Below are 14,023 nucleotides of genomic sequence, written 5' to 3'. Positions count from 1 at the left end.
GTTAAAAGTTATTCCATTTGGGGAACTCTAGCCATACACAGGTACGGAAAAAATTAACTGATGAAAGCTGCCTCTGTTCGATTGGGTTTGGTCAAGAGAATAATAACAACTGGGGTGCTATTACCATTGGGGATAATGCTCTTCGATCTTGGATGCGCCAAAGCTCAAGTTAGTTCTGATGGTACTCTCAACACCAGTGTTTCTCAAAATGGCGATCGCTTCATTATCACTAACGGCACTGCTACAGGCAGCAACCTGTTTCACAGCTTTCGTCAATTTTCCGTTCCCACAGGTGGTTCAGCCACCTTTGATTTAGCCAATACGCCCAACATTTCCACCATCTTCAGTCGCGTCACCTCTGGCAGTATTTCTCAGATTGATGGCTTAATTGAGACCATTAACAGCAATCATCCCGTGAGTCTGTTTTTAATCAATCCTAGTGGAATTATTTTTGGAGCGAATGCAAAACTCAATATTGGCGGCTCATTCATTGGTACAACGGCAAGTAGCATTAAATTTGCCGATGGCGTAGAGTTGAAAGCCACTGAGGCAATGGTACCTCCCCTGCTGACGCTGAGCGTACCCATCGGCTTGCAGTTTGGTCCAAACTCAGGTGCCATCTCCGTTCAAAACACGAGCCATTCTCCCTCGGAAACTTCACCAGGCATAGGGGTGATGGCTGGAAAGACACTCGCTTTGCTGGGAAATGGCATTGACTTAGCAGGAGGCATTTTAAAAACCGTGGATGGCTCCATTGAACTTGGCAGCGTTCGCTCGGGACAAGTTGATCTTCAGGAAGTATCCCTTGGGTGGGCATTTGATTACTCTAACGTTGGGGAGGAACTGAGCGACATCCACTTGAGTAGGCAAGCACAAGTCTCTGGGTTGGGATTTGGAAGTAGTGCAATCCAAATGCATGGCAGAAATATCAGCATTGTGGAAGGTTCGGCTGTGACTACTCAAAATCTCGGTTCTCTCTCATCTGACCGGATTGCGATTCATGCTACTGAATTGTTCAGTCTTGAAGGCACAAACCCACAAGGAACTATACGCAACCAAGTGGCAAGCAGCGCTCTTGGTTTGGGGAAGGGAGGAGATATTACAATCTCGACCGGACAACTCTTGCTACGAGGTGGAGCCCAAATCACGACTCAAAGCGTTAGTTCGGGGCAGGGTGGGAATATCGTAGTGAAGGTCTCCGAGTCAATCTTAGCGAGTGGATTTAACCCTATCAATCCTTCAGCAAGTACATCAATTTTGACAAACTCAGCTGGTTCTGGAAAAGCAGGAAATGTGGCTCTTTCAACCCAAAAACTCATAGTTGCTAACGGCGCTACTATTGGATCGACTACTTTCACAACTGGCGATAGTGGGGCTGTCCAAATTGATGCTTCAGACTCGATCGATGTTTCTGGAATTAACAACATTACATTTCTCCCTAGCATTGTAGCTTCATCAACAATAGGATATGGGAATGCAGGTAGTCTGACGATCTCAACGGCGCGACTTATCGTTAGAGAAGGAGGTTTAGTTTCTTCTTCGACTGGCGCAATAGGAAATGCTGGTAACGTTAAGATTACAGCATCAGAGTTTATTGACGTAAATGGTGCATCGTCGCACAGCTTTCTCACTAGCAGCATTGGTTCTAATGCACTCCGCCTCGATCCTGTTACCCGTAAAATTTATAACCTACCCGAAATTCCCAATGGGAATGCTGGAGGTGTAGTCCTCATAACGCCACAATTGCATATTACGGATCGAGCCGAGGTAGGAGTAAAAAATGATGGTACGGGCCACGCAGGGAATTTCGAGATTTATGCAGATTCGATTGTCCTGAACAATCGAGGAGCAATTTCCGCCGCCACCCAATCTGGAAACGGTGGCAACCTACTTCTGAATGCTCGACAACTGTTGCTTATCGATGGGAATAGCAAAATTTCTGTGGAAGCAAAGGGGGCTGGTGATGGTGGCAATATCTCGATGAACACTCCCGTCGTTGTCGGTTACAACAACAGCGATATTATTGCAAATGCCATACAAGGCAGAGGCGGCAATATCCAAATTACCACACAGGGAATTTTTGGATTGAAGTTCCGTCCCCAATTAACTTCTGAGAATGACATCACCGCCAGTTCCCAATCTGGGGTAAGCGGTACGGTTCAAATTAATACCATCGGCATCACTCCAAATATTGCTGTTGTAGAATTGCCAGCAAACGTAGTCGATCCCTCTCAACAAATTGCAAGTGGCTGTGCGGGTTCTCAAAGCAGTCGCTTTGTGGCAACAGGACGCGGTGGCATACCGCAAAATCCCAATCAACAACTAAGCAGCGATCGCACTTGGGATGATATACGCGATTTGTCTGCTTACCGCCAAACTCGTGAGGTGACAGCCCAAATTCCCCCATTACCGGCGGTTCTCGTCGAAGCGACTTCCTGGCATCGCAACGCCGAAGGAAAAATTGAGTTAGTTGCACCGCCATCTCTTGCTCCCAAACAACCATTGCTGACCTGCGCTGACATTGTCAAACAACATTAGCACGCAAAAGCTCGTGTTAAAAGTTACTTCATTTAGGGAATCATAACTATGTACAAGTATTAAGAAAAATTAACTGATGAAAGCTGCCTCTGTTCGATTGAGTTGCGTCAAGAGAATAATAACAACTGGGGTGCTATTACCATTGGGGATAATGTTCCCCGACATTAGATATGTTAACGCTCAAGTCAGTTCTGATGGTACTCTCAACACCAGTGTTTCCCAAAGCGGCGATCGCTTCATTATCACTAACGGCAGTGCTACAGGCAGCAACCTGTTTCACAGCTTTCGTCAATTTTCCGTTCCCACAGGTGGTTCAGCCACCTTTGATTTAGCCAATACGCCCAACATTTCCACCATCTTCAGTCGCGTCACCTCTGGCAGTATTTCTCAGATTGACGGTTTAATTGAGACCATCAACGGCAATCGTCCCGTAAGTCTGTTTTTAATCAATCCCAGTGGAATTGTTTTTGGAGCAAATGCAAAACTCAATATTAGCGGCTCATTCATTGGTACAACGGCAACGAGCATTCAATTTGCTGATGGTGTGGAGTTGAAGGCAACTGAGGCGATGACACCCCCCATACTAACGGTAAGCGTACCCATAGGCTTGCAGTTTGGTCCAAACTCAGGTGCCATCTCCGTTCAAAATGCCAGCCCTTCCCTTTCGGAAAGTTCATCAGGCATAGGGGTGATGCCTGGAAAGACACTCGCTTTGCTGGGAAATGGCATTGATTTAGCGGGAGGCATTTTAAAAACCGTAGATGGCTCTATTGAACTTGGCAGCGTTCGCTCGGGACAAGTTAACCTTCAAGAAGCATCTGTTGGGTGGGCATTTGATTACTCCAACGTTGGGGAAGGACTGAGCGATCTCCACTTGAGTGAGCAAGCACAAGTCTCTGGGTTGGGATTTGGAAGTAGTGCAATTCAAATGCATGGCAGAAATATCAGCATTGTGGAAGGTTCGGCTGTGACCACTCAAAATCTCGGTTCTCGCTCATCAGATCGGATTGCGATTCATGCCACTGAGTTGTTCAGTCTTGAAGGCACAAACCCACAAGGAACTATACGCAGCCAAGTGGCAAGCAGCGCTCTTGGTTTGGGGAAGGGCGGAGATATTAGCGTTTTGACCAGACAACTCTTGCTACGAGGTGGAGCCCAAATCGCAACTCAAAGCGTTAGTTCGGGGCAGGGTGGGAATATCCTGGTGAGGGCTGTCGAGTTTATCTCAGCAAATGGACTTAACCCTGTCAATCCTTTAGAAAGTACATCAATTGCCACAACCTCAGCTGGTTCGGGAAAAGCAGGAAATGTCACTGTTTCAACCCAAAAACTCATGGTTGCTAACGGCGCTGGTATTGGGTCACTTACTAGCTCAACTGCCGATAGTGGCGATGTGCAGATTGATGCCTCAGACTCGATCGATGTTTCTGGAATTAATAACATTACATTTCTCCCTACCTTTGTAGCTTCATCAACAATAGGATATGGTAGTGCGGGTAATCTAAGCATTTCTACGGCACAACTCACAGTTAGAGATGGCGGCTTGGTTTCTTCTTTGACTAGCGCGATAGGAAATGCTGGCAATGTCAAGATTATCGCCTCAGACTTTATTGACGTAAACGGTGCATCACCAAATAATTTTGTCCACAGCAGCATTGGTTCTAGTGCAATACGCCTCGAATCTATCGATCCTGTCACCCGTGCAACTTATAACCTACCCGAAATTCCCAATGGAAATGCTGGAGGTGTAGTCCTGGTGACGCCACAACTGCGCGTTAAGGATGGATCTGAGGTGGGGGTCAGAAATGACGGTACGGGCAATGCAGGGAATTTCGAGATTTATGCAGATTCGATTGTCCTGAACAATCGAGGAGGGATTTCCGCCGCGACGCAATCTGGAACCGGCGGCAACCTACTTCTGAATGCTCGACAACTGTTGCTGATTGACGGGAATAGCAAAATTTCTGTGGAAGCAAAGGGAACTGGAGATGGTGGCAATATCGCGATAAACGCTCCGGTGGTTGTCGGTTTCAACAACAGCGATATTGTTGCTAATGCCATACAAGGTAGAGGCGGCAATATCCAAATTACCACACAAGGAATTTTTGGATTGAAGTTCCGTTCCCAACTGACTCCTGAGAATGATATCACTGCGAGTTCCCAATCTGGGGTGAGCGGTACAGTGCAAATTAATACCATCGGTATTGCTCCAAACACTGCTGTCGTAGAACTGCCAGCAAACGTAGTCGATCCATCTCAGCAAATTGCCACAGGTTGTGCGGGTTCTCAAAGCAATCGCTTTGTGGCAACAGGACGCGGTGGCATACCGCAAAATCCCAATCAACAAGCAATAAGCGATCGCACCTGGGATGATACACGCGATTTGTCTGCTTACCAAAAAACTCGTGACGTTGTTGTCCAAACGCCCCTATCTCCAGAACTGCTTGTAGAAGCCACAACTTGGCATCGCAATACCAAAGGAGAGTTGGAGTTAATTGCACCGCCATCTCTCGGTGGCGAACAACAATTGCTAACCTGCGCTGATATTGTCAAACAACACTAGTACATAAAAGCTCGTGTTAAAAGTTATTCCATTTAGGGAATCATAACTATGTACAAGTATGGGAAAACAATTGATGAAAGCCACCTCTGTTCCATTAAGTTGCATCAAAAGGATGACAATAGCACAAATTATTCAAACTCAATCTCGTGAATGACTTATGCTTTTCCAAATGAAACGGTATCGTTGGCTATATATCAGTCTAAGCACTTTGAGCTTGTGTTTGGCAGTCACCATTATGCCTGCAAAAGCATCGTTACCAGTATTAACAACCTCTAACTTTAATGCGCCATCACTTATTTCCGCATCGTTTTCCCAGCCCAGTAACTTGCTAGAACAAGGAAGGAACTTCTACCGCTTGGGACGCTTTGCAGAAGCACTGACAGCTTGGCAAACAGCTGCACAGCAGTACAATATTCAAGGCGATCGCCTTAACGTTGCTCTCAGCTTGAGTTACCTCTCATTAGCACAACAAGAACTCAATCAGTGGGAAGCCGCCCGCCAATCTATTGAGCAAAGCCTAAAACTGTTGCAAGCAGCTACACCTCCTGCTGATGCAATTCTCTGGGCGCAAGCACTCAACACTCAAGCCAATTTGCAACTGCACGTTGGCAAAGCCGAAATTGCTCTTGAAACTTGGCAACAAGCTCAAAAATTTTACGAGCAAGCAGGCGATACGATGGGAAGCTTGGGGAGCCAGATCAATCAAGCACAAGCTTTACAAAGTTTAGGATTTTACCGTCGCTCCAAACAGCAATTAGAGGCGATCTCCCAAAAGCTTAAAGCGATGCCAAATTCTGAAATCAAAGTCAGTGGGTTGCGCTCCCTTGGCTTAACCCTGCAAACGATCGGCGATCTTAAAAGTCAAGAGGTTTTGGAGGAAAGTTTAGAGATTGCTCGCAAAATAGAAGCCAAACCCCACTTAAGTTCTATCCTTCTAAGCTTGGGAAAAAATGCTGTAGACTTGCAAGATCCTAACGCAGCACTGGATTATTTTGAACAGGCAGAACAAGTCGCTACCAACCCAGGCGATCGGTTGCAAGCAAGTTTAGCTCGTTTTAAACTTTTCCTCAACCACAATAAACCCGAGCTTGCAGCCCCACTTGCACCTCAACTGTTACAACAATTTCAGACACTTCCCACCAGTCACAGTTCTCTTTACGCTGCTATCAATTTTGTTGCTACCCTCAACGGGGGTGAAAGCCCTTCCCAAATTTTACCACTTAAAGACCAGGCGCAACTCATGGCGGCCACAGTTCAATCTGCACGCCAGATTCAAGATGCTCGCGCAGAAGCTTATGCACTGCATCAATGGGGTCAACTCTATCGTCAGATGCAGCAGTGGTCAGAAGCAAAGCAACTCGCTCAACAATCCCTCAATATTGCTCGTCAACTCCAAGCTGAAGATATCATTGCTCAATCAGCTTGGCAGGTAGGACAATTACACAAGCAACAAGGCGAACGAATTCAAGCAATTAGCGCCTATACCGAAGCGGTGAGAGCACTCAAAGCATTGCGGGGAGATTTGGTTGCTGTCAACGCTGATGTCCAGTTCTCTTTCCGCAAAAGTGTGGAGCCCGTATACCGAGAACTAGTTGGTTTACTCCTAGATGGACAACCGAGTCAAGCAGCACTAGTACAAGCCCGTGAATTGATTGAGTCTCTCCAACTTGCAGAACTTGATAACTACTTCAGGGAAGCGTGTTTAGATAAAGTCCAGCAAATTGACCGGGTTGACCCTACAGCCACAATCGTTTATCCCATTATCTTATCCGATCGGCTAGCACTGATTCTCTCAAATGCCGGACAACCACTTCGTTATTATGTCATTCACAAATCTCAAGCAGAAATTGAACAAACTATAAGTAAATTATTACTTTTTTTCAATCCAGTCTCAGATTCCCAAGAGCGGAAGCGGTTATCCCAACAAGTTTATGATTGGTTGATTAAACCGTTGGAAGTGGATCGAGCCCTTCAGGAGACGAAAACATTAGTGTTTGTTTTAGATGGTCAATTACGGAATATTCCAATAGCAGCTTTGTATGATGGCAAACAGTACCTCATTGAAAAGTATGCTGTTGCAATCTCGCCAGGATTGCAATTGATGGCGGCGCGATCGCTCCAGTTTCAAAACATCAAAGCCCTCGTAGGCGGTATCAGCCAATCTCGCGCTGGTTTTAGTGCTTTACCTGATGTGGAATTGGAACTCAAACATATTTCAAAGGCTGTACCATCTTCCGTTTTGTTGAATCAAGAGTTTACCAGCCAAGCTCTTGCCGCTCGGATGAGATCTAGTAACGCTGATGTTGTCCACTTAGCAACTCATGCACAGTTTAGCTCTCGCCTTGAAAATACATACTTAGTGACTTGGGATGGACAAATCAATATTAAAGATCTGTCAGAACTTTTAAAAAATCAGGGTAGCAATTCATCGAAAATTATTGAGTTATTAGTGTTAAGCGCTTGTGATACAGCAACAGGAGACGATCGCGCCGTCCTTGGAATTGCGGGTTTGGCTGTCAAATCTGGTGCCCGCTCAACCATTGCAACCCTATGGCCTGTCAAAGATAAAGCAGCTGCCATGCTCATGACTCGCTTCTACGATCGACTCAAACAACCCAGAATCTCCAAAGCTGAGGCATTACGCCAAGCACAAATGGATTTAATTCGCCAAACTGATTTCTTCGATCCGTTCTTTTGGTCTGCTTTCGTTTTAGTTGGCAATTGGTCTTAAATACGTACAATTACTGAGTTAATTTGAAAAAATAAAGACATTTTTTATGGAGTTTTAGTTAAGGGTAGTTTATACTGCTAATAATCTGCCACATTAATTTTGGTAGATTGCAAGCTCCCTGATTTTTTAAGGGTTAATCAATCGCGAATGGGGTTTAAGACCTTCCATCTAGTACTCTCATGTTTCTTGTTCCCCTCCTCTAGCTGGGAATATAGAGTATGAGATTCTGGCTCTCGTAGCAAATCACAAAAGGCGGGGCCCAAGGTGAAGGTACTTCGAGGCTCTGCTTCGGAATGAGGTGAGGGTCTGACTCATCATTCAATTTTAACGTATCTTTTATTACAAACAAAAAACGAGGTAGAAAATAGTGAAATCTTGGTATTTGATTAGTGTATTAAGCATTATTGCTCTAATCGCTAGCAATGCATGGACGAGCGCCCGTGCTATCACATTTACACCACCCCCTAACAATGGCGCTCCCAGACAAGCAACAGGAGGGGCTTCTCGTGGCAATCTCTTTACTCCCGTGTCTGGAAATGGCGCTCCCAGACAAGCAACGGGAGGGGCTTCTCGTGGCAATCTCTTTACTCCCGTGTCTGGAAATGGGGCTCCCAAACAAGCAACGGGAGGGGCTTCTCGTGGCAATCTCTTTACTCCCGTGTCTGGAAATGGGGCTCCCAAACAAGCAACGGGAGGGGCTTCTCGTGTTGGAAATTCTAACGTAAATCCTTTGATAGAGGCAGAAACCCCAGCAGCACTCATCGCTCTGTTACCCCAAACTTTTTATGGCACAACGGTGTCCGAACGCCCTACAATTTTGGTTTATTTGCCTCCTTCTAATGCAGAAGAAGCTGTATTCAGCCTGAAAGATGAAGCTGGCAATACGCAGTATCAGATGACTATTCCAGTGGCTGGAAAAATTGGAGTCATTGCTGTTAAATTGCCAGTTCACGCACCTGCTTTAGCCGTTGGAAAAAATTACCAATGGTTCTTGGCACTTAAAGTGGATGGACAACTCAGCCCAAGTACACCTTATGTCGATGGTTGGATACAACGTATTCAACCTAACGTTGAGTTAGCAACTGCAATGCAACAAAAAGATGCTTTCAAGCAGGCTGCTGCTTTTGGGAAAAACGGTGTTTGGTATGACTGTATAGCAACACTTGCTACTCTACACACTGCCCAACCTGCGAATGGAACCCTTGCCAAGCAATGGGCAGAACTTCTTTCCTCGGTTAGCTTAAAGGAAATTGCGACAGTTCCCGTTATTATTGACTAACTTATACAGGTGTTGGTGAAGTTAAGCTTTACCAATGCCAACTGCTGATATTAATGATATATATGGCGCAAATATGTGGCGCAAATTTCAAGCTTTTATCCAACGAACTCGCAGTATTTTGATTATTACTCCCAGTGTTACCCTAACAGTTCTGGTTGGGCAATCGCTGGGATTGTTCAATTTGCCTGAGTGGAAACTTCGGGATGAATGGGTTCGCCTACGCCAGGTGATGCCAATACAAGAGACAATAGCTAATGAAATTGTTGTTGTTACCATTGATGAACGTGATATCCAATCGGTGGGTAAATGGCCAATTCCAGATTGGGCACTGGCACAATTACTTGCAAAAATTCGGGCGCAACAACCCAGAGCTATTGGCTTGGATCTCTATCGGGATCTGCCAGAAGGAAAAGGGTACGAGCAACTGGTACAAATTTTCCGCACCACTCCTAACTTGTTTGGGGTCGAGAAAATTACTGGTGAACGAGTCAACCCTCCTCCAGAACTGAAAAAGCGCGATCGAGTCGGATTTGCAGATTTAGTTCTGGATGGAGATCGTCAGGTACGTCGTGCTCTCCTGACAGCAAAAGATGCAAAAGAGCAAGATACTCTTAAAGCAGGACTGGCAACTCGTGTGGCGCTACAGTATCTTGAAGCCGAAGGAATTGCATTAGAAAGCATTGACCCCCAGCAGCAAAAGTTTCGATTGGGTAAAGCGGTTTACTCACCACTTAAGAATCAAGAAGCCGGTTATCCAGAGATTGAGTTAGGCGGCTATCAAATTCTACTCAACTGGTACGGTTCGGAAACAGCTTTTCACACAGTGACTCTACGCGATGTATTAGCAGGGAAACTTCCAGCAAATTTAATACGCGATCGTATGGTATTTATTGGTTCAGTCGCTGCGAGTACCAATGATTTCTTCAGCACGCCCTTTAGTTCTTCCTTCATATCTGCCCAAAAACCTACACCCGGTGTTGTTGTTCACGCCAATATTGCTTACCAGCTAGTGCAAGGGGCAAAAGTAGGAAACACAAATCTCCATGGGGTTTCTGGCATTTTTCTACCGCTCTGGATTGTGTTTTGGTCTACCGTCGGTTCTACAGGGAGTTGGTACTTAGCTAGCGTGCGTACCGGTCGGCGAATTCCAGGTGGCAAAATTCTTTGGGCTACTGTACTCATTTGTGTGGCATATATGGCAAGTGCCTGCGGTATATTTTTGAATGGAGTGTTGATTCCAGTATCACCTGTTTTAGCTGCATTTATCAGCAGTGTAATCGCAACAACAAATGCTTATAAACAAAGGAAACTAGAAGAAACAAATCGCCAACTAGAAATTGCTAACAATCAACTATCAGATTATTCCAAAACCTTAGAGATCAAAGTCGAAGAGCGAACTCACGAACTGTTTGAGGCAAAGCTAGCTGCTGATGCTGCTAACCAAGCAAAAAGTGAGTTCCTAGCAAATATGAGCCACGAACTTCGCACACCGCTGAATGGCATCCTTGGATATGCACAACTGTTAGAGCGATCGCCAAATCTCACAGACAAAAGTCGGGAAGGAATCAGCATTATCCACCAGTGTGGCTCGCACCTGTTGATGCTGATCAACGATATTCTCGATCTCTCGAAAATAGAAGCTCGCAAACTAGAATTGGTGACAACAAACGTACATTTACTGACCTTTCTGCATAGTGTGACCGAGATTTGCAGTATCCGAGCCAAACAGAAAGGAATTGCGTTTAACGTTTTCATTAGCGATCGCCTACCATCTGCCATTCAAACAGATGAAAAGCGATTGCGGCAAGTGTTAATTAATTTACTAGGCAATGCTGTCAAATTCACAGATACTGGTAGCGTTACATTTAAAGTAAATGCGATCGCTCACCAGTGTCAACAATTGACAGGTGACACCGGACAAATAACACATCAAACAATTCGCTTCCAAATTGAAGATACGGGTATCGGGATGTCGCCAAAACAACTGGAGAAAATCTTCTTGCCTTTTGAACAAGTAGGCGACAGTGGCAAGCGAGCTGAGGGGACTGGTTTGGGATTGACTATCAGTCAAAGAATTGTGGCATTGATGGGAAGCCAAATTCAAGTACAAAGTCGTCTGGGTGAGGGGAGCGTGTTTTGGCTGGATTTAACAGTACCGCTTTCCCATGATTGGGATGCAAGAGTTGCGCCACTCAATCGGCAAATTATTGGAATTCAGAATAGTGAACCTCAGATTCTGATTATTGATGATGATGACAAGCACCGTTCCATGTTGATGGGTGTGTTGCAAGAAATTGGCTGTCGAACCTTGGAAGCAACTGATGGCAAACAAGGACTCCAGATGGTTGCCAAATACAAACCTGATGCGATTTTGCTTGATTTAGCCATGCCTCATATGGATGGTTTTGAGTTTATGGTTCATTTGCAAGCAAATCCGCAAACCCATGACATTCCTATTATCGTCTCCAGTGCTAACGTATTTGAGGAAAATCGTCAGCAGAGTTTACAAGCAGGGGCGCTCGCTTTTCTACCCAAACCCCTACAGATCGACGAACTGTTTAATATGCTGCAATCGGTGCTGGGAGTGGAGTGGATTTATGCTCAATCCACACCTCAGCAGTTATTTCCCAAACGTCAGGAAATTCCTGAGAGTGAGTGGGTTCTTCCATCCCAAGATGTTTTGCAACAACTTTATCACTTAGCAATGATGGGAGATATTCCAGCCATTGAGGGCATACTAGAAGCGTTAGCCCCTTCCGATCCAGGATTAGCATCCTTTGTGGCTGAATTGAGTCAACTGACTGCTAATTTCCAAACTAAACAAATACGTACATTTTTAAAAAACTGTATAACTAAGGAGACAAATAAATGATGGCTGATTCTTACTTAAAGTCAATACGTATTTTGTTAGTGGATGACAATCCAAATAATATTAAGGTACTTTCAGAAGCAATACACGCATATGGCTGGAAAGCTCTGATGGCAACAGACGGAGAGTCAGCGATCGAACAAACAGAATACGCTCAACCCGATCTCATTCTCCTAGATGTTATGATGCCCGGTATCGATGGATTTGAGACTTGTCGCAGATTGAAAGCCAATCCTGACACTCAGAATATCCCAATTGTGTTTATGACTGCTCTGTCAGATTCTACGGACAAAGTGAAAGGATTGGAAATTGGTGCAGTTGATTACATTACCAAACCCTTTCAGCAAGAAGAAGTCATTGCTCGATTAAAGTTACATCTTAAAATCTCTCATCTCACCCGTACTCTAGAACAAAGGGTACAAGAACGCACGGGACAATTAACCAAATCATTACAACAATTACAACAAACTCAACTACAACTGATCCAAAGTGAGAAAATGTCCACTCTAGGACAACTTGTTGCAGGTATTGGTCATGAGATTAATAACCCTATTGGTTTTATTGGAGGAAATTTCTGCCACATTGAGGAATATATAAACGATCTTCTGCGTTTATTGAGGCTCCAACAACAAAAGCTACCACCATCTCCAGATATTGAAGAGCTTATTGAAGAAATTGATTTAGAGTATTTAACTGAAGATTTACCAAAACTGCTAGCATCAATGCACCAAGGAATTGACCGTCTTAAGGACATTAGTCTCTCTCTTAGAACTTTTGCTCGTGCCGATATATCCTCTAAAGTTGAGTTTCAAATTCATGAAGGTATTGATAGCACTTTGATGCTTTTAAAACATAGATTAAAAGGTAACGGAGATTGCCCTACAATCGAAATTGTTAAACAGTATGGTGATTTACCAGCAATTACTTGCTATCCCGGACAACTGAACCAAGTTTTTATGAACATCATCGCTAATGCCATTGATGCATTTGATGACCTCGAACGCAGCAATTCTTCTCAAGAGATGGCTGCTTTTCCAAACACAATTACGCTCGCTACATCGGTTGATTCCGAGCAAGGAACTGTCACAATTTGCATCCAAGATAATGGTCCTGGTATAGTTCCTGAAATACAAGCTCGAATTTTTGAACCATCTTTTACAACCAAGCCTGTAGGTAAAGGGACTGGACTGGGATTAGCTATCAGCCACCAAATTATTGTTGACAAACATAACGGACAAATCAGCTGCTCATCAGTCCCCGGTACAGGTACGAAATTTACAATTACTCTTCCAATTGCGAGTGATTGTTAACTATCGAACAAACTTCCACTCTAAGGTTTTAATGGGTGAAGTCTGTAGTGCTTCTGAAAGTTCTTCATTACTGTCAAATTTTAATTTTTCCAGATAAGTAGCCTCTACATTTACAGTAAACTTGTCTTCTAAAAAAGGCCAAGGTTTGACTGTTACCCCATCACTGCGTTCTATCACATCATAACGATTGCCATCTGGCAGAGTAGCAATTTCTAAAGCACGTTCGCCCACAGGTAACATCCGATTGCACAAGATAAGGGACAGGCGATCGCACCACTGAAAAAACTCGTAAGCTTCTGCTGCGTCGTCTTTTGAAATATTCAACTCCTGTCGCCACTGTTCCTGATGTTGGAGTTGCTCGTCCAAAAACTTATCCAACTCTGGTGACTCTCCACGCTTACCTTCATTCAGAAAGCTCATGTGCATGGAAATCATCATTGCCACCCACCGTCCCCGATATCGAGCGTTGTGCGTGAGTTGTCGCAACTTGTTTATATCAGTTTTTTTAGCAAGAGTAAAGTCTAAAGGTGCGCCCGCTTCTGTCAGGTGATTGCCTTCCCATTCCTTTTCCAAATCGTCGTGATGGGAAATAGCAGCAATTGTCTCCAGCCAACGTACAGGACGTTTTGTAGGATGCCAGTGTCCGGCAATCTGAGCAGCAAGCAAAGCATGGGCGCGATGGTAAATCACTTCCCAACCTTTTTCGTGTAAATTAGCAATCATGAATTAAACT

The 14,023-nt window shown here is 44.6% G+C and carries 7 protein-coding genes; 6 read left to right on the top strand and 1 reads right to left on the bottom strand.

The features are described from left to right. Nucleotides 1–60 precede the first annotated feature (60 nt). The 6 genes from AB0756_RS19465 (at nucleotide 61) to AB0756_RS19440 (ending at nucleotide 13,290) form a co-directional block, all read left to right on the top strand. Nucleotides 61–2,538: a beta strand repeat-containing protein gene (locus AB0756_RS19465; protein WP_038073371.1), complete on the top strand. Its 2,478-nt coding sequence runs from the start codon at nucleotides 61–63 to the stop codon at nucleotides 2,536–2,538. 76 nt (nucleotides 2,539–2,614) lie between these two features. Further along, complete coding sequence (locus AB0756_RS19460; protein ID WP_408104000.1) at nucleotides 2,615–5,101, top strand: two-partner secretion domain-containing protein; 2,487 nt, start codon at nucleotides 2,615–2,617, stop codon at nucleotides 5,099–5,101. Between the two features lie 157 nt (nucleotides 5,102–5,258). Beyond that, the gene (locus AB0756_RS19455) at nucleotides 5,259–7,832 is read left to right on the top strand and encodes a CHAT domain-containing protein (protein WP_038073365.1); all 2,574 of its coding nucleotides are present in this window, start codon (nucleotides 5,259–5,261) and stop codon (nucleotides 7,830–7,832) included. Nucleotides 7,833–8,199: 367 nt separating this feature from the next. Then, nucleotides 8,200–9,111, top strand: coding sequence for a DUF928 domain-containing protein (locus tag AB0756_RS19450; protein WP_167844802.1), 912 nt, complete (start codon nucleotides 8,200–8,202; stop codon nucleotides 9,109–9,111). Between the two features lie 73 nt (nucleotides 9,112–9,184). Continuing rightward, nucleotides 9,185–11,983 (top strand): CHASE2 domain-containing protein, encoded by a 2,799-nt coding sequence (locus AB0756_RS19445; RefSeq protein WP_038073577.1) that lies wholly within the window; start codon nucleotides 9,185–9,187, stop codon nucleotides 11,981–11,983. Next, a complete protein-coding gene (locus AB0756_RS19440; RefSeq protein ID WP_408019772.1) occupies nucleotides 11,983–13,290 on the top strand; it encodes a hybrid sensor histidine kinase/response regulator in 1,308 nt (435 codons plus the stop codon). Before AB0756_RS19445 ends, AB0756_RS19440 begins: the two co-directional genes overlap by 1 nt. Here the strand turns inward: AB0756_RS19440 and AB0756_RS19435 are convergent, their stop codons facing one another. Then, the gene (locus tag AB0756_RS19435; RefSeq protein ID WP_038073357.1) at nucleotides 13,291–14,013 is read right to left on the bottom strand and encodes a DUF3891 family protein; all 723 of its coding nucleotides are present in this window, start codon (nucleotides 14,011–14,013) and stop codon (nucleotides 13,291–13,293) included. It abuts the gene before it with no gap. Between the last annotated feature and the right edge of the window lie 10 nt (nucleotides 14,014–14,023).

The organism is Tolypothrix campylonemoides VB511288_2, from assembly GCF_045999855.1.
In the GTDB taxonomy this organism is placed as follows: Bacteria; Cyanobacteriota; Cyanobacteriia; order Cyanobacteriales; family Nostocaceae; genus Scytonema; species Scytonema bouteillei_A.
The sequence above is the reverse complement of the archived record's forward strand: the minus strand, read 5'-3'. Positions and strand labels throughout refer to the sequence as shown.